The sequence below is a fragment of the Polynucleobacter sp. QLW-P1DATA-2 genome, from assembly GCF_001870365.1.
Classification (GTDB): domain Bacteria; phylum Pseudomonadota; class Gammaproteobacteria; order Burkholderiales; family Burkholderiaceae; genus Polynucleobacter.
On record NZ_LZMQ01000001.1, the window covers coordinates 387,505 to 409,355 of the forward strand.

Sequence of the window (21,851 nt, forward strand, 5' to 3'; positions counted from 1 at the left end):
ATAGTCCAGGGAGTAGTGAAAGCTACACAAACCGGAATCCTTTGGTCCCAGGTTCAAGTCCTGGTGGGCCCACCAGAAATGCAAACCCTCATCAGTAATGGTGGGGGTTTTGTATTTCTGGTGAAAGGGTTTGTGATGGTTGCATCTTTAGAGCTAAAGAGTGCAGGGATTTAAGTGGGGCACTTAATCATATTTTTTTGGTGGCTTCTTGGTGGACTATGGTTCATTAATTGGCCCCAAGACCAATCAAAAGCTTCTATTTCATACCCTACGATCATAGGGTATGAAATAGAGGCTATCTTCACCACACTGGGAATCATTCATTTATTGTTTATATTCGAGAATGCTCAGAATTTGGTTTGTTCTACTCTTTTTATCAATGGCAGTAACTTGCCTATCGGCTGACGCCCAAGGAATCGATCAAACACACCCTAAATTTGAGGGTTTCTATACCGACTTGGGTCTTGGATATCGCGATATCAATACATCCACTAATTCTGTTTTGACACTCAATGGGTCAGTGATTCCCTCGAGTGTGAACTCAAGCGGATCTAGTCATAGTTTGGCGGTGCTGACTGCAGGATATAACTTTCATGTCACGCAGAATTATTTGCTAGCGATTGGCGCCAATATTTCTCCTGCTAATGGACTAACGCAACAACTCCAAATCCAGGCTCTCAATAAAACAACAACAGTGAGTGGCATTAAGTCTCTTTACAACTATGGATTTTTTCTTTCCCCTGGCTTTAAAACGGAGGATGGCTTAGTCTATTTAAAGGTAGGCAAGCAGACGCAAGTAAATGACTCAAATTCAGGTCCTAACTTTAATGGTTACCTATTGGGTCTTGGTTATAAGCAGTTCGTTTACGGCTCAATTTATTTATTTGGTGAAGCCAACTACTCGCTCTATGAATCTCAGACTACGTCAAGAACTATCGTTTCATCTGGGCGCACAATCAACGCCTCTGTTATTACATCGCCACAAACCACTAGAGTACTCTTGGGGTTAGGCTATCAATTTTGATTCTTACTGTGATGTTTAATAAAGATAAGTCTTAAAATACTACGCAATGTCTCGGTACCTAGCCTTCTATTACGCTTCAATTGCATTGATCGTGCTATCAATGCTCATATCAGGTATCCAGCTTTCCAAGGGCATTGAGCGAAACCAAAGTTTTTATCTCATGTCTTATGCTGGTTTGGCTGCTTTTGCAGGAGCCAGTTTAGTGGTTGTAGCCTATTTATTCTTTGGTAATAATTTAGAGCAGTATCGTTTTTTTGAAGAGCTTCCCCCTTCCCTATTCAAGAAATTACTATTTTTGGGCTATCTTATTTTTACCCTATCACTATTGGGTCAGCCTCTTTACTTTAGAGCTTTGCGAAAAAGATTGACAACAAATTTTATTCTTTCTAGCTTGGGGTGCGTATCCCTTTTTTGCCTAATTTTTTTAGAGATTGGTAAAAGAGGAAATTATCTAGATCGATCATTTGCTGTTCATATTTTCTCTATATGTCTTTTGGGTTGGCTGCTTGCCGAAGCTATTACTAGTAACAAGCAGCTCCCAACAGTCTGGTTCAATTTGATTCGTTCTACTTGTTTGATATTCATTGGAGTTATTGTGATCTGGATGACGGTTGTATTTCTTGCCAATCATCAAATCTATATTTTAGGATTCACGTATTCTGATATTGCACAGTTTGATTTTTCTTTTCGCTTTTTAAGAGCGGCTCTTTTTGTATTTCTCCAACTATTAATCCTGATGAACTGGGCGGAGTATTTTTCTCACAATGCTATCAAGGTCAAGATGAGGGATGAGCAGATTCAAGGCCTACTGCTAGAAAAGGATATCTTGATTGAAAATTTATCAAATAAGAACGCTTTAGTAGAGACGGGCGCATTATCTGCAGGCTTGGCCCATGAATTCAATCAATTTTTAGCTAGGATCGAACTCAATAGCGATGAGGTACTCGATAAAATCAATCGCCCCGAGGTGAATCTGGAAGATCTTAAGTCTTCTATGGGCAACATTTTAAAAGCCAATCACTCCGCAGCTAAGCTCATTATCAGCTTAAAAAAGTTATTTCAGTCTGGAAAAGATGCTGCTGTATCCATCAATCTAGACAAGCTGATTGAAGAAGTAGCATCTCTTTATGCCGATCGAGCTCGAAAATCGACCATTCTGATCGAATTAGATTTGCAGGCTAAAGAGCCGATCATTGTCTGGGATTCCTTGGTGCGCCAAGTAGTGGCCAACCTAATCTCGAACGCAATTGAAGCGCTCGATTCGCTAGATCGAAACAATAAAATAATTCGTATTAAGAGTAGATATAACGAGAAGGGGTGGTATCAACTTTCCGTTACGGATAATGGAGCGGGAATCAGGCCAGCACAAGCAAACAAGTTATTTAGTTTATTTGCTAGTTCTAAATCTTCTGGAACGGGAATTGGACTTTGGTTGTCTCACTACATTGCCGAGCGTCATCAAGGCTCTTTGACATTTCAAAATCTGCCAAATCATGGGGGCGTCACTTTTTCTCTGGATATCCCTCCTGGTAAAAAATCAGTTGGGGGTGATGGAAGTGTGATGGCGGTCTAACGCTATACATTCCCTTCGTTCGCAGGGTATGTTCAATTTTGTTCATTGGTCATAATGTATTTCAATAGGTGAATATGAATTATTTAAGTAAACAATGAATTCAAAAAAATACATTTTTTTGGTGGAGGACGATGATGAGTTGCGCTCTGACCTAGAGCGGGCTTTGCAGTTTTGCGGCTATACCATTTTCTCCTTTGCCAATCCTGAGCAATTTTTACAAGAATTCAAGCCTCTAGCGCCAGCAGTCCTCATTACCGATATGCGAATGCCAAAGCAATCCGGTGTTGAGTTGCAATCGGAGTTAATTTCCAAAGGCCACAAAATTCCCATCATCTTCATTAGTGGTGAAAGCTCGGATGAGCAAATTATTGCGGCGCTAAAGAGTGGCGCAGTCGATTTTTTGCTAAAGCCGTTTAGCCGTGAGGCTCTCTTAGGTGCAGTAGCTAAAGCGATAGAGCAAGATGCTATCGCTATGCAAGACCTGATACGCAAAGCTCAACTATCTGAAGCTCTTAAAACCTTGTCCCCTCGCGAGCGACAAGTATTTGAACTTTTAGCGAAGGGCTATGGCAATAAAGAGTTGGTCAATGCCTTGGGCATTTCACTGCCAACGGTTAAGGAATATAAGTCAGAAGTAATGTACAAATTGCGTTTACGCTCTCTCGCTGAACTAATTTCATTAAATACAACGCTCACTATCGCTTGATTTAACTTTGAACCCTACTTTCGTAGGGTTATCAGACTACTTCCACGCTGTAACAATCCAATCTATTGGTGCACAAGGCATTCAATATGACTATTACTATATGAAGCAATCAAGATACATGAAGCCAGCTCGCCCGAAAATGCGTTCACTACTATATTCACACATTGCGGTGATATTGGCAGGAGTGTCGGCGGGCGCATGGTCTCAGTCAGCACCTGATGCTGGTGCGTTACAGCGCAACTTAGATCTGCAGCTCCAACGTGAATCACAGGCGCCTTTAGTTCAACCGCCTAAATCAGAAAAAAAGGCTCCTAACGAGAATCGGGGTGCCAAGATCACCGTCTCACACTTCACCTTTGAGGGGAATACACTTTTTAGTGGTAAAGAGTTAGACCAAGTCGTGGCACCATGGGTCAATAAAACACTGCAAATTAGTGAATTGCAGGATGCAGCAGTAGCAATTCAGGATTTTTACTCTGCCCATCAGCGCATTGCTCAAGCAACGCTCCCCCCTCAAGAAATTAAAGATGGTGTTGTACTCATCAAGATATTGGAAGGCAAGATGGGTTCAGTCATTGTCGAGCCTGCCGATATCTCACCCGAAGCAAAGACTCGTTTTTCATTAGAGCGTGCTCAGGCTTACATCACCAATGGCGCTCATGGTGAGGTGTATATCAATACCCAAACCACCGAGCGTTCCATGTTGTTGCTCAATGAGGTGCCCGGAATATCTGCAACCGGTGCATTTGAGCCAGGAGACGGTGCGGGTCTGAGTAACTTTAAGGTGAAGTTATCAGATACCCCTCGGTTTAGTGGCCAAGCTGCACTGAGTAACTACGGATCTGCCAGTACCGGGGCTGCGCAGGCAATTGCTAACTTGAGTTTGAATAATCTTTCAGGAATTGGCGATCAAGTCAATTTGAACGCGATTCAATCCGAAGGGTCAGGATATGTGGTGGGCAACTACATCGCTCCAGTTGGATATGATGGCTGGAAAGCTGGAGTCCAAAGCTCTTACCTTCAATATATGACCGTTCCTAATTGGACCTCAACCCCATCAGCAGGCTCTGCGGCAACTTTTCAAGCAAATACTACTTACGCTGTGCAACGGAGTCAAAGTGCAAACTCCACAGCAAAACTGAGTATTGAGAACCGCTCGTATAACAACGTACAAACAGCGCCTTCAATCACTACTTTGAGTAGCTACCAAATTACTGCATCAAATTTGAGTATTAGTGGTGACTGGGCAACTGCCAATGGCTCAATCTTTAATTACTCGGCCGGTTATGTCTTTGGCCATTTGGGGATTCGTGATTTGAGTGAGGCGCAAGCCGACCAAAATGGGGTGGGAACAGCTGGAGCGTATTCCAAATGGACCTTTAGTTTGACCTACGCCCAGGACCTCTCTTTTCTGGGGGATACCACTTGGACCAATTCGATTTATGGGCAGTTTGCCAACAAGAACTTGAACTCATCTGAGCAGATTTATCTGGGTGGCGCATATGGTGTGCGAGCCTACCCAACATCACAGGGCGGCGGATCTCAAGGCGCTATTTTGTCTACTGAGTTGATGCACCGCATTAATGAGAGCTGGCAAGTAGGCGCCTTTGGCGATCTCGGTTTAGTGCAGCAGTATGTCAATCTCTATTCTGGGTGGCAAGGTTTAACCAATGCTAATAACCAGTATCAACTCGGAGATGCTGGGATGACAGCGAAGTTTGCTTATGAAAAATTACTGGTCAGTGCCTCGCTCGCAGCGCGCATCGGTAACAACCCCTTGCATAACTCAAGTGGCCAACAGCTCAACGTCGATAACGCCTACAAGACTGTACAAGCTTGGGTGAGGGCGTCGATCCCTTTCTGATAAGGGCGGTGTGAGCTGTATTTGAAGATATCGAAGTAAAAATATTTATCAAACCCCTCCGAACGAAGGGTTGAGGCTTACCACTAAGTTATTAATAATTCAGTTCTATCAAATTTATTTGGGGCTATTGCTTTTGTCTAACACCTCCCGCAATTTGGGGATTTCTTTCTGGTTAAGTAAGAAGCATGCACATCATCATGATGGGCATGGTGTTCGTGTGCGCAAAACAATGATGGCTAGTGTTGCGCTAAGCGCAACACTCTTTGTGATACCCAGTGCTTTTGCCGGCCCCGCCGCTAATGCCTTGCCTACCAATGGCCAAGTCGCCGCAGGGCAAGCAAGCATTAGCCAAGCTGGCAATGTCATGAATATTAATCAGAGCACACAACGTGCTGTGATTAATTGGGATAGCTTTAACGTTGGCAAAAATGCTACGGTGAACTTTAATCAACCCAATGCCAACAGCTCAACACTCAATCGTGTCAATGGCGCAAGCAAATCGATGATCGACGGAGCTGTTCGCTCTAATGGCCAAGTGATTTTTGTTAATCCCAATGGCGTCGTGTTTGGTAAAGGTGCTGAAGTGAACACCGGTGGTTTAGTTGCCACTACGATGGATATTAAAGACTCGGATTACATGTCTGGAAAAATGCATTTTTCCGGTGGTGAATCTGGCAAAGTGATTAATAAAGGCACAATTACTGCTAATGGTATTAATGGCTATATTGCATTAATGGCACCAGAAGTAAAAAATCAAGGTGTATTAATTGCCAATATTTCCAATTCAAATACCATTGCATTAGTTTCTGGCACTAAAGTTACATTATCTTTTAATGGCAGTCAGTTAACCGACATTAGCGTTGACGCTTCTGCGATTAATAGTTTAATTAGTAACAAGCATGCGATTATTGCTAACGGTGGTCAAATTATTATTGCTGCTAATGCTGCATCGAATTTAAAAGCATCCGTCATTAATAACACCGGTACGATTAACTCCGATTCGATTACTACATCAGGCGGTAAAGTATTTTTAACCGCTGGTACGGTAAATCAAAATGGTACAGTAAGTGCAAATTCAGAGACTCAAAATGCCGGCCAAGTCGTTATTTCTGGTAATCAAATTAAGCTCAATGAGAGCTCTAAAACGACTGCAACTGGCGCTACATCAGGTGGTCAAATTCTCATCGGTAAAACAAGCGCAAATACTGCGCAAAGCCAAGTAAATGCTGATGTTGTAACCGTTGCGAAAGGCGCAATCGTTGATGCTTCAGCGACCCAAAATGGTAATGGCGGCTCCATCTCCATTTGGTCACAAGTTCAAACTACAGTTGCCGGCACACTTAAGGCAATGGGCGGAGCGATCAGCGGTAATGGTGGCAACATTGATACCAGCTCAGCAAAAACAGTCACTTACGGCAGTTCATTAATGGTTGATACCACTGCGCCACATGGCAAAACAGGCAATTGGATTACTGATCCTTTGGCCATCATCATTGATAGCAATGCGGCAACGGTATTGTCTAATGCATTAAGCACAACGAACGTTACTTTAGATGCCACTGCAGCAACTTGCGGCGTAGGTGCATGCACACAGAGTGGCACCCCTGTGATTACTTTCTTGGCCGATGTATATTCTGCTAATCCATTGACTAGTCTGTACCTCAATGCCCAAGGTGGGTCTATCAATTTGGACAGCAATGTCACTGCAGGATCTGTCTATGCAGTAGCGCAAACGATCAACATCATTGGTTCACTCAATACCAATGGCGGATCTAATTCGAGCATCTATTTAGCGGGAGCGATGATTAATATTCTGGGCAATATTAATTCGAACGGTAACAGTAATAACAATACAAATTCAGGTAATTTGAATTCTGCAAATACTGCCACAGCGAATAATCGACGCAATAGTATGAATGGTCAAAATGGTCAAAATGGCTTAACTTCTGATAGCACAATTTATGCTTCAAATGGCGGTTCTATTAATATCATTGCCAGCGGTGATATTAATATTGGCAGCAACACAAATTCGACTAGTTATATTTCTGCTAATGGTCAAAACGGTGGCTCGATCAATATTATTTCCGTAAACGGCAATATTAATAACTACGGTATCGTAGATGCAGTTGGTAAAAATAATCTTGGCGGCGCTATTACATTAGCAGCTCAAAATGCCAATACCTTTAATGGTGCACTCATTGCTGCTGATGGATATACCCAGGGTGGCATTATTCAGATTGGTGTGGCTAATAGCATTGGTTCAGGTTCTACCTTAGCTCCCCCTTCTATTAACTCCCAAGTTGCTACATTGTTGGCAGCAGTTAATTTCACACCATCAAGCAATATCCTCTCAAATAATACTTCTTTAAATAACGCTACTGTTATCACAGCAAATGCAGTAAGTAGTAATTCAAGTTCCACCCCTCAAGTAGTTCTCAATTCTCAAGCAGGCCAGATTTATATCGCTGGCAATAATTCTCTAAACACCGCAGCAACCATCCAATCTAATGCCGATAACGGCGGTTTGATCATTCTGAGCTCCCCAGCGGGTACTTACCAAAATTCTGGTTACATTCAGACAAACGGTGGAGCAGGGCTAGGCGGCACGATTGCTCAGTCAGGCCTTATTAGCACCAGCCTCATTGGCGCCACATTAGAATCTAATGGCCAGCAAGGTGGCGGTAACATCGTCACTGGTCGCGACTTCCAAGCAAGTCCTCTTCCAGGTAGCGCGGCGCAAGATGCGCTTCTACCAAGCCTCTCTTCAGTAATCACTGTTCCAACTTCCCAGTTAACTACAGTGGATGCTAATAGCATCCTCTCAGCAAATGCGATCTCTAGTGGCAATGGCGGCAATGTATTGGTGTGGGGTGATAGCAATTCGATAGCAGGCACTTTGTCTGCAAAAGCAATGGGCGCTACTGGTAATGGCGGCTTTATTGAGACATCGGGCGAGATCTTGAATGTTGCTAATACTGCAAATATTTCATCAGCAAGCATCGGTGGATCTGCCGGTACTTGGTTACTAGATCCCTATGATTTTTATATTGCTCCATCCGGTGGCAATATTACTGGCGCAGCCTTAACAACTGCATTGGCATCAAACAGCGTCACCATTACCGCCCCTAATACTTGCGCCAACGCAACTTGCACGGCAACTTCATCCGGCACAAAGGGAAGTATTTACGTGAATGACAATGTAATGTGGTCTGTTAATACCCTTGCATTGAAGTCGGGTTTCGATATTTATATAGGAACCTCGTCAACCCAAGGCTCATTAACCGTTACTGGTAGCGGCTCGCTCACGCTAACTCCAAGCGATAGCACAATTTCTGGATACACCTCAGGCGGTAAAATTTTGATGGGGCTAGCAAGCACTCCAACTGGAGGCTTAACGACCGGCTATTTAGTTGGCGGCTCTTTATTTTCATCTGGAGCAATCTTAAATTCGGGTGCAGCGACAGGGTTTAACGGTCAAATTAATGCCTCTACCTCGGGTGTGATAGCCATCTCTGGGAATGCCTATACTGTGATCAATACTGAGGCGGCATTTACGCAAATAACAACTGGTAGTACTACTGCGCTCTATATCTTAGGAAGCAACTTAAGCTTTGCAACAAGCTACACCCAGGCAGTAGTTGCGGCTGGTAATAGCGCTTATTTTTCGGGTACTTTGAATGGCTTTGGCCATCAAATTAGCAATCTAGCTATTACCAACTCAACAGCATCTTCAAATACTGGATTGTTTGGAAATACATACGGCTCAATTAGTAATCTTGGCGTTAATGGAAATATTACAACAACCAGCGCAAACACAAACTCGCACACTGGCGGCTTGTTTGGTACAAATGGCGGTAACGGCGGAACCTTTGCCAATATTTATTCAACAGTTGATATCAATGCCAGTAACGCAAATAATTATTATGTCGGGGGTTTAATTGGGTATGTTAAAAACGCTACTATTACCAATGCTTATGCTACTGGGGCAGTAACGGCCATAAATGGCGTTGGTGGGTTAATAGGTGCAGATAATTATGGCACATTATCCTATGCAGGTGCTTCAGGCGCGGTAACGTCAACTGGTACTGCCGTAGGCAACTCTTCTACTGGTGGACTAGTCGGATATGTAAATCAGACCACTATTTCCTATTCCTATGCAACAGGGGCAGTGAATGCAAATGGCGCTGGGGGTAGTTCCGTTGGCGGGCTAATTGGAAAACTAGATGGTAGTGGTGGGGGAAGTTTAACTTATGCATACGCGACTGGTAATGTAACAAATGCAACTAGTGGCAATACGGGTGGCTTGGTAGGAGATTCTTCTAATTGGTCAACGATTTCAAATGCATACGCTACGGGCAATGTTCAAGCTGCAACCAATGGTGGCTATGTGGGAGGGTTGATTGCTTACTACACTAACGTCTTTGGAGGTACAGTATCTAATTCATATGCCTCCAATACTGTTACTGGACCAGCAGTATTGGGAAGCAGCTTCGCAACGGGGGGAATAATCGGTTGGTCAGGAAATGGCCCTAACACCACCACCCCAACGAATGGTCAAACGTATACGAATTTATATTGGGATTCAAGTAAAAACACAATAACTGCTGGTGTTGGGGCCATCACAAAAAGTAGCGGTAATACGACCTTTGGCACAGGTGGTAATGGAAATGGTGTTTCCGCTATTTCAACGACCAATTTGGGTACAGCAAGCAACGTCACCGGATTTACGTTTAGCTCTTCTGTATGGGGATACAACGGCAGTATTCGGTCAACCCCAATTCTCTGCTCAATTCAAAGTTGCACCAGTTACACAACATCTATCGTTACCGATACCTTTAACGGTGTAACGGGAGCATTTTCAAGTAACTCAGGCTGGTCTCTTGGGTTTGCTCCAACAGCTGAAAATATTAGCGCTTATGCAATTACTTCTGCAGCTATAGGCTCGGGGGCAGTTTCATTTGATATTGATAGTATTAGCTCGTATGCACTCCCGATTTCTATTTCGAGTGGAGCATCACTTTCATTTATTAATAGTGGCGCATCCTCAAACTCTTCCGCTATATCAAGTTTAATTTCCGGGGCTGGCTCTGTAAATACGGCTAGCGGATTTGCCGGTGCGGTTACTTTATCCGGCGCTAACACTTACACCGGCGGCACAACTGTTTCTGGGGGAACATTAAAAGCTGGTAGTGCAACTGCCTTAGGTGGATCAGCTGGTGCTGTCACTGTTGCTGCAGGTGCTGCTCTTGATTTAAATGGTCAAACACTCACCAATACAAATGCGCTTACTTTAAATGGCACAGGTATCTTTAGTGCTGGTGCATTAACAAATAGCTCAGGTACTGCTGGTACTTATGCTGGTCTCATCACCTTAGGTAGCGCTTCATCGATTAATGCCTCTAGTGGCAATATCGTTATTAGTAATGTAGGCACAATTACTGGTGCTGCCTATGGATTAACACTGACTGGTACAAACACAGCCAGCAGCATTGCCTCAATCATCGGTACTTCATCAGGCGCACTTACTAAATTAGCTGCGGGCACTTGGACGCTTTCTGGAGCTAACACATTCACCGGCGGTACAACGATTTCTGCAGGCACTCTTAAAGCTGCAAGCGCTACTGCACTAGGAGCTGGTGCTGTATCAATTGGTTCCTCTGGAACACTGGATCTTACTTATGCAGGCACTGTTGCATTAGGCTCTACCTTATCGATGAGCACAGGCGCAGCGATTACCAATAGCGCCAATACCTCTAGCTTATCTGTTGCAGGTACCAGCACCTTAAGTGGCAATATCAATACTGCTGGCAACCAAACCTATACCGGTGCAGTCACCTTGGGAGCTAACACCACACTGACTACTCTTAATACCAGCAGTGCCAATACCAATGGCACGATTACCTTTGGTTCTTCAGTAGACAGCGCTGCCGGCAGCTACTATGGTCTCTTTACTAGTAACGGTACTGGTACGACAGCTTTTGGTGGAATCGTCGGCGCAAATAGTGCTACCAGTGCACTGGGTTACTTATGTATTAACTCTAGTGGATGTTCTGCATCTGCTGTAGGCACCTCTACAGGTAATGGTACCACTGCGCTTGCAGGCAATGTGACAACTAGTGGTAATCAGACCTATGGGGGCAATCTCACATTAGGTGCTGATACTGCTCTAACTTCAACCAATAATGGAAATGTAACGATTGCAGGAAACATAACTGCACCTGCAACATCGAGTAATTATCAAGATGTTTTGATTCTGTTTAATGGCTCATACACTGGATCAGGTATTTATTCGGGCTCTTGTTCCGGCACAGCTAGTCTCGGCTGTTACGCTTTAAGTACAAATGCAGCGGCCTCATACACCGTTGGTTCTGTATCTTCAGCTATTTCAATTGCTGGCGGCTCTCTTTCGTATTCTTCGTCCACTTTCCATTGGATCCCGGCATCAACTCAAAATTATCAAGTTCTATTGGTTGCTGGTGGTGGCGGTAGTGGTGAGACTTTGGGTGGGGGAACTGGCGGAGGCGGTGGAGCTGGTGCTGTTGGTATTGGATCACTTCAACTTGTAGCGTCAACCAACTTTTCAATTGCAGTTGGTGCTGGTGGTGTCGGTGGAGATAATGTTGGATCTAGTTCCACCGCCGGTTCAAATGGATCAAGTTCGTCTATTGCCGGTGGGTTGGTCAGTGAAACTGCATATGGCGGTGGCGGTGGCGGCGTAGCTAGTTCGCAATGTTGTGGCTCGATTTCTGGCTCAAATGGTGGTTCGGGTGGTGGCCAGGGAACTAATTCTGGTGGAAGCTACTCTGCGGGATCTGCTACTAAAGGCCTTGGTACTTTAACTTACATGGGTAATGCCGGATCACTCGCGGTTAGTAACAATAATACTGCCCCTGGAACTGGTGGTGGTGCAAGCTCAGCCGGTCAGTCTGGAAATGTGAGCACTTCTGGTGGTGCAGGTTACACCTCGGTAATTACTGGAAGTACTGCAATTTATGGGGTGGGTGGGGGTGTTGCCGGTCAAACATTGCTCGCAAATTCTGGTAACGGTGGTTCTTCGCCGCCTAATACAGCTCATTATGGCGCAGGAAATGGTGCCGCAGGTATAGCTGTATTCGGCTACGGTGGAGTTTTAACTATTACTGCGCCAACCCTCACCATCAACTCTGGCTCAGGTAAAGCCTCTATTGGTGGTTCCGTCTCTAATGTCACGACGCTAACCGTTAACTCTACTGCCGCTAATAGTGTAGTAAGTGGTGCAATTAGCGGATCTACTGCAGTGGCTTACAACACAGCTACTGGATATACGGGGTCCAATGGTGCGGCAGGTATTCTCAATTTAGCTGGTATCAATACGTACACTGGTGGTACTACAGTATCTGGCGGTACCCTACAAGCAGGAAGTGTTACTGCCTTTGGTGGAGCTGCTAGTGTTATTACCGTTAATAGCGGGACAGCGCTTGATCTGAATGGCAAAACATTAGCCAACGCTAATACCCTCAACTTAAACGGTACCGGTATTTCTAATGGTGGTGCGCTAACTAATAGTTCTATTACAGGTGGTACTTATGCTGGTGCCATTACTTTGGGTTCAGATTCATTAATTGGTAGTACGTCTGGCGCCATTACAGTCACTGGTGCCATAGCCTCCGGTGGAAGTGCCTATAACCTAGCACTCGTTGGCAATCAAGCAATCACACTTAGCAGCGCAACTAATACGCTTTCAACGATTGCCTCTGCTTCAAGCCTTGGCGCTTTATCTATCAGCAATAATCAAGCTCTAACTATTGGATCGATGACTATTGGCGGTACAACTTACTCAGGGCTCTCATCAACTGGAACGATTTTAGTAAAGGCGATTACCGGTAACTTAGCAGTTAACAATGCAATTACAACAACTAGCACGTCTTCAAATACATCAACCCCAGCGATTAAATTGGCAGCGGGCTTTAACGATGCGACTTCTAGCACTACCAACAATATTATTTTAGGTAGCAGTTCTTCAAGCTTAATTACTGCTGGAAGTGGTGCCATTATTGCCTTGTACTCTGGATCACCTGTCTCGAGTAGTAATTTAAGTGCATTTGTTGCTGCACAAACTTCTGATTATCTAAACTACGGCGTCACTACCAGTAATTTGCCATCTTCGGGCGCTGGATATTATGCGATGTATCGTGGCACGCAACCCAACCTTTATGTAATTTTTGGGTCATCTGATACTCCAACTTATGGTTCTGCGCCAACAATTACCTACACGTTGAATACGCTAGCCAATGGAACTGGTACCTCATACCTGTCATCTGATTACTCGACCATCAATGTAAGTGGTGCAGCCTTATTTAAAGGAAACAACACAACAACAAGTGCAATGAATGTTTCGTTAAATTCATCTGCAAATGCTGGTACCTATTCTAATGTCTTTTATTTAAGTGGTCTCAGTTCGCCTGTTTATGCAATTTCAGCAGGAACTACCGCAGGTACGTTGACGATTAACCAAATCCAGGCTTATGTAATCATTACTCCAAGTCAGTCCAGTATTTATGGTGCAACACCAACCGTTAACTACACCTTTAATAGCAATAGTGCTGGTACAGGATCAGTCATCTCTGCGTCACCTACTGGGCTATCTGGTACAGCGAGCATTACCAATGCACCGACGTCTTCATCGAATGCCGGTACTTATAACCTGACTTATGCCGGTGGCCTCAGTTCAACGAACTATGCTTTTAATGCAGCGGCTAGTTCTGTTCCATATACAGTCAATCAGGCTCAAGCCTACGTCATCGTCACCCCAAGTCAGACAAGTATTTATGGGTCAACGCCGACCATCAATTACACCTTTAATACCAATAGCGCTGGTACAGGATCAGTCATCTCTGCGTCACCTACTGGGCTATCTGGTACAGCGAGCATTACCAATGCACCGACGTCTTCATCGAATGCCGGTACTTATAACCTGACTTATGCCAGTGGCCTCAGTTCAACGAACTATGCATTTAATCCTGCGGCTAGTTCCGTTCCTTATACAGTCAATCAAGCTCCTTTAAGCATTGCTATTTCAAAAGCCTACAACGGTAGCACAGGATTTACGAGTGCCAACACCTATAGCTTGAGTGGCACTACTTATAACGGCGATAGTTTGCCATCGATTGCTAGTGGGGCTGCATCGGTTTCAAGCCCTAATGCAACAACCTATACTGGTTTTGCTAGCAATGGTTTGACGCTGAGTAATGCGAATTACACCTTAACGGGTGGCACTGTGTCTGCCACCATTAGCCCCAAGACAATTACTTACACAACATCAGACGCAACAAGTGTTTACGGAACCTTGGCAACTTTAAGCACGCCAGTTTTTGTTGGTTTAGTTGGCAGCGATAATCCCGGTGCGAGCGTAAGTCTCTACAGCGGCACCACACCTGTATCCCTATCGACCACGACCAATGCAGGAACGTATGCCCAGCAAGTAGCAATTACCAATGGAAATTATCAAATCGCTTCTACAGGCAATGGGATTGGAAACTTGGTGATTAGTCCGGCAACTTTAGCGATCACTGGGGCAAATAACACCCCGACTTATAACGGTTCTACCCAAACCAATACAGGCGTAACTGTGAGCCTGAATGGGGGGGCTGCAAGCGCTATTAGTGGAACAACCGTTTCTACTGGTATCGGTGCTCAGACATTCACTTTAAGTGGATTGGCTAGTGGATTAAATGCAAGCACCACGGCTATTGCTGATAACTTGAGCATCACCCCCAATGCTGCAAGTGGTGCGATTTCAAGTAACTACAGCATTAGCTATACCAATGGTAGTTTGACGATAGGCAAGGCTAACTTAAGCGTTACCGGTACACAGGTCTATAACGGTACTGCGACAATTGCTGGATCTAGTTTGACAATTTCAGGTGTCGCTGGCCAAACTTTTACGGGCAGCGGTACGGCTGACTTAACTACCAAGAATGTCCAAAGCAATCAGCAATTAGCTAGCGTTAATGGTTTGGTATTAACGCCAAACGGTAGTTTCTTGGTATCTAACTACAACACGATTAACGTAGCCAACACGAGCGTGTCGATTACACCGCTTGCTATCACCTTAAGTGCACCATCTATCACCAAAGTGTATGACGGTGGATATACCTACAATATGACGGCTGCTAATTTAGCAACAATGTCTTCTCAGTTAGCTGGTGGGGATACGGTGAGTGCTGCATCTGTTGTCTTTACTGGTAATAATCCAAACGTTGGAACCAATAAATCAGTCAGCTTAAACAGTGCCACCATTAGCGATGGCAATGGCGGCTCAAATTATGCGGTCACTTTAGCTAATTCCAGTACAAGTCAGGTTACGCCCGCAGCCTTAACGATTACTGCGAATAATGCGTCTAAGTTTGTGACGCAGTCCGATACAGTAGGATTTAACGGTGTGGCGTACTCAGGCTTTGTGAACGGTGAAACTGCTAGCTCTGCGCTTAGTGGCACCCTGACGGTTACTCGCAGTAATGCCTCTACTAATGGCGCTGGCTCTTACACAGGTGTTTTAACTCCAGGTGGTGTCGCTGCTAATAATGGCAACTACACTATTACTCCGGTTGCTGGTAATTTCACCATCGTTGCTGCCAATCAACTTTTAGTTCAGGTTACGCCAGTAACCACCACATACGGTACCGCGCCAACGTATACCGCTACTGCGCAATATCTCAGCTGTTCAGTCTCTGGTTGCCCGTCGAGTGGTTCAGTTAATACCATCCATACGCTGAGCCCTGTCATTATCGGTAATGCGTTTAGCGTGAATGATGGCGCTGGTGGAACAGCAGGCTTTACGATTTCACCAACAGGGGCAACTAGCAGTGGTTCTGGTAATACCAATGTGGGTTCTTATCAGTTATCAAACGGTGCTATGACGGGTTCGAGTACTAACTTTAGTAATACCCTTGTGCTCACAGGCGCTTTAACCGTAACGCCTTTAACGCTGGCTGCAAATCAATTGGGCGTATCTGGTATCAGCAAGGTATATAACGGCAGCACTGCGATTTCTGGATTAAGCTTAAACACTACTGCAGCGAGTTCATCTATTAAGACTGGTGATGCAGTCGTTATCGCAGGAACAGGTACCTATGCTGATGCCAATGTAGGCACTAGCAAATCAGTGACTGTATCGGTCGGCTTGACTGGTAATGATGCTGGTAACTATGTCCTTTCAAGCAATCAGATAACTGCCAATATCGGCACGATCACCCAATTAGCATCGGTAACCTATACGGGCACTTCGGGCGGCAATTGGTCAAATGCGAGCAACTGGGCAGGCGGGGCCATTCCTACACTGGGTAATGTGGCCACGGTAGTGATTCCAACAGCAACAACAGTTGTGTATGACGCTGCCAACCTGAGCGCTCTAACTCCAACCTCTGCAATCACCGATAACGGAACCCTGAGCTTTACCAGTGGCTTACCAACCACTTTTGCTAATAACGTCTCTGGTACGGGTTCCATTGCCCAATCTGGTGCTGGTGCATTGACGCTTACTGGCAGTAATAGCTATAGCGGCGGCACTACCTTAGCCGCGGGTTCTAGTTTAATTGCTGGGAGTAGCTCCGCATTGGGCACTGGCGTGCTCAATTCTTCTGGAGGAACCTTTAGCACTTCAGGTGTAACTCTCCCTAACCTGACGGTAAATGGTGCAGTGGTTTTAGCTAGCAATATTGCAAGCTCTGGTAACCAGGCCTATAACGGCGCTGTGACAATTAACAACTCTGTTAACAGTACGACCTTAAGCTCCTCCGCAGGCAACATTACATTTGCTAGCACGCTAAATGCTGGTGCCACTAATCAATCCTTAGTACTCAGCGCTGCAGCTGGTCAAGTAACGTTCAATGGCCAAGTGGGAGTTGCTACCCAGACATACAACACAGGCATACAAAGCTATAGCCCAACTACCTATGCTAGCTATCAATCGCAATCAAGTAACAATTTGGCTAACTTAACAGTCAGTGCCAATACGATTAATTTAAATGCGGATATTACTACTCGCTTAACTCAAATCTATAACGGCAGTCTATTGGTGGGGGATAACGGTAGTAATGGCCCAACCCGCGTTTTATTATCAGAAGATCCAGCGATTATCTTCAATGGAACGATTAATGATACTGTCGCTGGTACACACAACTTATTTGTCAAAGCGGTGACCATCGCCAATGAGGCTCCAAGCATCGTCTTTAATGATGTTGTAGGTGGAGTTGCTGCTCTGAAGAGTCTAACTGCTTCTACCGGCGCTCAAGATGCTGCGACTGGTGCGCTGTATAGCGCCATTGATACAACTCCAGCCAATTTGGTGGGCACAGTAACCATTAAGGAAAATGTCTCCACTACAGGTGATCAAACTTATACCGCCAAAGGCTTTACCTTGGGTGATGGCACTGCAAATCAAACCTTAAGCTTGACGACTCAAACAGGCAATATTGCTTTTAATGCTGGCATCTCTAGTGGTAGCGGCTTTACTCCAGCAGGTAGCGGCCTCATCGTAAGTATCTTTAATAGTGGCGGTACAGTGTCTGGATTATCTGGATCAGGGCTGAATTACAGCGTGACCGATACAACGGCTAGTGCGTCATCTAGTAGTACGACAAGTATGAGTAATTTAACATTTGCTCAATATAGTAGTGGTGGAGCATTACAAAATTCATTTAATAATGAATTCACTCAGCTAGCCTCTGAAATTATGTACGATCAATCTGGTGGATCAGTTACCGTTGGATCTCCTAGTGAAGCGTGCGTCATGCGCTATGAGGCGAGTTATTTAAGTTGTGTGCAGTAAAAAATGCAGACTTTTAGTGGCTTTGCTGCGCTTTTACAATAAGTCATCACAAGATCACTAGATGCGTTTTGCCAGTATTTATATCCCCAGCTATGCGCGTCAAGAGCCAACATCTAAGGAGTTTTTAGAAAAATACTGGCGTATATTGCTGTTGGTATTAGCACTTCATGCTGTCATTTTTTCTCTGTTGTCTATCAAGCAAACAGGCAAGAATGAGCTCAATGATGAGCTGCAAATCGATTTAAGTAATCCAGTAGTTATTCCTAAAAGTATTGTTGAGAAGACCATCTCGCCTCAATCAGAGCAAAAGCAAGCGGCTGCTTCTAGAGCAGATAGCATCAAGCCTGCTACACAATCCTTGCCAATCGAAGCTCCACAAAATACGGACAACACACCGGTGGTGAAGTTTAACGAGGGGATCATTAAGCCTATACAGGCTATTAAACCCATTAAGGTTGAGCCGATACCGGAAAAGCTACTGCCAGCAATCGAAGTACAAAATCCAGAAGAAAAAAAGGTTCAGCCTCAAAGCGAGGCTCAGCAAGAGGTAGTGGTAAATAAAGTCGATCTAAAACAAGCTGAGCCAAAGTCAGCGGACGTGATTGCCCCGACTTTGCCTGCAATGGTAGATAAAAAGAATAAAGATAAAGATGCGCCTGAAGTTGCGCCACCTAGTAAAGGCGCTGGTACATCAAGCGCTTCTGATGAAGTTGCAAAATCAGGCGGAACACCAGCTGCCAGTAGTGCCCCTAGTAGCGCCTCAGGCAGTGCCTCCGGTGGGCCACAATCAGGAGGTCAATCGAGCGCTCAGTCAAACAATCAGTCAAGCAATCAACCCAGCACTCAAGCTGCATCTTCCAGTAATGAAATGCAAGCCCAGTTATCCGGTGGCAAAGCGCAATCAGCAGGCTCATCTAGCGGAACAGCTGATGCAGACTACAAGTCAGAAAGTTTGCGAAATGCCCAGCCGCGTTACCCAATCTATTCTCGTAAGATGCGCCAAGAGGGTGTAGTCATCATTACCGCAGAGGTATTGACCGATGGCAGCGCAACAGATGTGCGAATGGCCGCTAGTAGTGGCATTAAGTTGTTAGATGAAGCGGCGCTTGAGACTGTTAGGCAGTGGCGTTTTATACCCGCTAAAAGAGATGGTATGCCTTATGTACAAAGACTGCGCATCCCGGTCACCTTTAGTTTAAATAGCAGATGAAGAAAGTCATTATGAATGTGAATGCAAATGTTATTAGTATCGTGTTGGGCTTACTCGTCTTACTCTCCATCTTTACCTGGGTTTTGGCGCTATATAAGCTCTTGCAAAGTCGAAAAGTAAGTCAAAATGACCGAGCATTTTCTAAGTCTTTCTGGAATTGCACTAGCTGGGAAGGAGCAAGATCTGCTGTGGTAGATAACAAGACTGATTTGGGACAAATAGCTAATGCTGGCTTTATTGTCTATGACGAGTACTTAAGTAACCCACACTCATTAAGGCATGCCGGTGAGGTCAATGAAGTGTTAGAGCGCCCTCTACAGCAAAAAGCGGAAGAAATCATGCGACAGCGTGAAAAGGGTTTAAACGAGTTGGCGTCGATTGGTTCGCTCTCACCATTTATTGGTTTATTTGGTACGGTTTGGGGGATTATGGATGCCCTCAAAGCCATTGGTGATTCAGGGCAGGCTAGTATTGATATGGTGGCTGGGCCGATTGGTGAGGCACTCATTTCTACAGCAATTGGTATTGCAGTGGCTTTGCCAGCAGTGTTTTTCTACAATTACTTTGTACGTCAATTAAGGCTAACTAGTACCAATATGGATGGCTTTATCAATGATTTTTTGCGCTTGGCTGTTGCTCAGGTGAAAAAAATACATCATTGATTGGGGAAATGCAATGGCTATGAAATTAGATCGCGGTAGCATGCAAACAATGGCAGAAATCAATGTCACGCCACTAGTTGATGTGATGTTGGTATTGCTGGTGATCTTTATTGTGACTGCGCCATTACTCGTGCCGCAATCAATGAAAGTTAATTTACCCAAAACAGTAGAGCTCAATAAGGCAGTGCCAACAAAGAATTCTGTATTGGCAGTGGATTCAAATGGACATATTCAGTTTGATGACAAAGCTATCAATGATTCTGAACTAGTAGAGATATTCAAGGCAAAGGCAGGCCCTAATTTTCAGGTACAGATTCAGGCGGATCAAGCAGTGCCTTATGGGCGGGTAGCTGAAATCATGGCTTTGGCCCAAACCAACGGGGTGACAAAGATTAGCTTTGCTACTACTTCAAATATTAAAAGAAAATTACCTTACAAATAAGCGTTACTTAAAGTAACGCTTATCAAACCTAAGAAAATACTGTTTGAAGCAACGAAGTGTTAGGTGGTTGCTCCAAAAATCCTTTAGATCTTGTAACCAAAGACCGATAGAACGGTTCTTCTAAATCCACGAATTTGCTTACACATTTGCATACACACTGACACTGACCGCCCGCAGACCCTCTGTTTATATGGGTCTACTTTGGGTGTCTGCACTCATAATCTAATTAAGTTTTTTGATTTATTAAAATTACTTAATTAAATCAAGCAGTTAAGTGTAGTAAAAGTAGTAAAAATTGCTTCTACAGTGCTTCTACACTTTTTAGACCTAATTACTGGCCTAGTGAGTGCAGAAGTAGTGCGGCAAGTAATGTGAAGTTTTAGGGCCTATAGCTCAGTTGGTTAGAGCAGAGGACTCATAGCGAAAGTTGTGCCTTATGCGTGGAAACTGCATAAGGGATGGTGTCAAATTCGGAGAAACCTAAAGACGTTTAAACGAATTGTTGTATTTGTAGTCGAATACACAAATCGTTTTAAACGAATATGGCAACGCCGAGCGAAGCTTCAATGCGAAAGTATTGTTGAACGTGTAGAGACTAGACGGCACCCATCTAAGTGCGAGAGCATATGATGAAGGCATAGTCCAGGGAGTTGTGAAAGCAACACAAACCGGAATCCTTTGGTCCCAGGTTCAAGTCCTGGTGGGCCCACCAGAAAAGCAAACCCTCATCAGCAATGGTGGGGGTTTTGTTTTTTAATTGGATAATAAAAAAATGAATATGCAGACAGACCTTCTTCAGCAAATGGAAAGATTTCCATTGAGATTTTGTAAGCCAATTTATTTTGGGTTGACCCCCGGAAAAGATGCAGGAGTATCGATTAATAATGGCACGTCTACTTTATTGCAATATCAAAATAAATTTTTAGCTTTGACGTGTCATCATGTTTTTAAGCACTATAGGAAGAGATTGAGAGAGGAGAGGGAAATATTTTTCTCAATATCAAATGTCCATTTTGATCCTGAAAAGCAGTTGATATATGAAGATGAGGCCTTGGATGTGGTTGCTTTTGAATTGACCGAAGAGCAGGCCTCCATGGTTTCAGAGGGGAGTATTGGTATTGGTGAAGCATTTTTCCGCATCCATGACGGTGATTTAGCAATTGTCAAAAATAATGATTTTGTTGCATACAGTGGATTCCCTGGTGATTTACGTAGACTTGATTCTTATGCGGAAATTAATTTTGGGTCTTATAGCAGTGGGGCGTGCCGCGTGTCTGATATCTATTCAGATTACATTTGCTGTGAGTTTGAAAGAGAGCACTGGATATCAAGCTCTTATGAGCTAGAACCAAACTGTTTAGGCGGGATTAGTGGAGGCCCCGCTTTTTTAATCTGTAGAACCCCAGAAAATATCCAATACTATAAATTTGCTGGCGTAATTTACAAAATGCATGAGTCTACAGAGAGTTTATATATTAGGGCTGCTACTTCATTTCCATTTTTGAAAAATTGAACTTAATTTAGGGGTTGACAGCCCATTTGCTTGATCTAATGGGCTGTGC

The 21,851-nt window shown here is 44.3% G+C and carries 9 protein-coding genes; all 9 read left to right on the forward strand.

Annotation, left to right across the window (positions count from 1 at the left end; translation table 11 throughout):
- The first annotated feature begins 379 nt into the window (after window positions 1-379).
- Complete coding sequence (locus tag A9236_RS01940; protein WP_161485595.1) at window positions 380-1,024, forward strand: hypothetical protein; 645 nt, start codon at window positions 380-382, stop codon at window positions 1,022-1,024.
- A 46-nt stretch (window positions 1,025-1,070) separates the two neighbouring features.
- Window positions 1,071-2,597, forward strand: coding sequence for a sensor histidine kinase (locus A9236_RS01945; protein ID WP_071467713.1), 1,527 nt, complete (start codon window positions 1,071-1,073; stop codon window positions 2,595-2,597).
- A 94-nt stretch (window positions 2,598-2,691) separates the two neighbouring features.
- Window positions 2,692-3,303: a response regulator transcription factor gene (locus A9236_RS01950; RefSeq protein WP_071467714.1), complete on the forward strand. Its 612-nt coding sequence runs from the start codon at window positions 2,692-2,694 to the stop codon at window positions 3,301-3,303.
- A gap of 139 nt (window positions 3,304-3,442) precedes the next feature.
- Complete coding sequence (locus tag A9236_RS01955; protein ID WP_161485596.1) at window positions 3,443-5,167, forward strand: ShlB/FhaC/HecB family hemolysin secretion/activation protein; 1,725 nt, start codon at window positions 3,443-3,445, stop codon at window positions 5,165-5,167.
- A gap of 133 nt (window positions 5,168-5,300) precedes the next feature.
- The gene (locus A9236_RS01960; RefSeq protein ID WP_143070564.1) at window positions 5,301-17,975 is read left to right on the forward strand and encodes a filamentous hemagglutinin N-terminal domain-containing protein; all 12,675 of its coding nucleotides are present in this window, start codon (window positions 5,301-5,303) and stop codon (window positions 17,973-17,975) included.
- Window positions 17,976-18,036: 61 nt separating this feature from the next.
- On the forward strand, window positions 18,037-19,185 hold the full coding sequence (locus A9236_RS01965; RefSeq protein WP_071467717.1) for an energy transducer TonB: 1,149 nt from the start codon (window positions 18,037-18,039) through the stop codon (window positions 19,183-19,185).
- Window positions 19,182-19,847 (forward strand): MotA/TolQ/ExbB proton channel family protein, encoded by a 666-nt coding sequence (locus tag A9236_RS01970; protein WP_071467718.1) that lies wholly within the window; start codon window positions 19,182-19,184, stop codon window positions 19,845-19,847. The genes A9236_RS01965 and A9236_RS01970 overlap by 4 nt, the downstream gene beginning before the upstream one ends.
- A 13-nt stretch (window positions 19,848-19,860) precedes the next feature.
- A complete protein-coding gene (locus A9236_RS01975) occupies window positions 19,861-20,289 on the forward strand; it encodes a biopolymer transporter ExbD (protein WP_071467374.1) in 429 nt (142 codons plus the stop codon).
- A gap of 772 nt (window positions 20,290-21,061) precedes the next feature.
- Complete coding sequence (locus A9236_RS01980; protein ID WP_048812153.1) at window positions 21,062-21,802, forward strand: hypothetical protein; 741 nt, start codon at window positions 21,062-21,064, stop codon at window positions 21,800-21,802.
- Window positions 21,803-21,851: the final 49 nt, after the last annotated feature.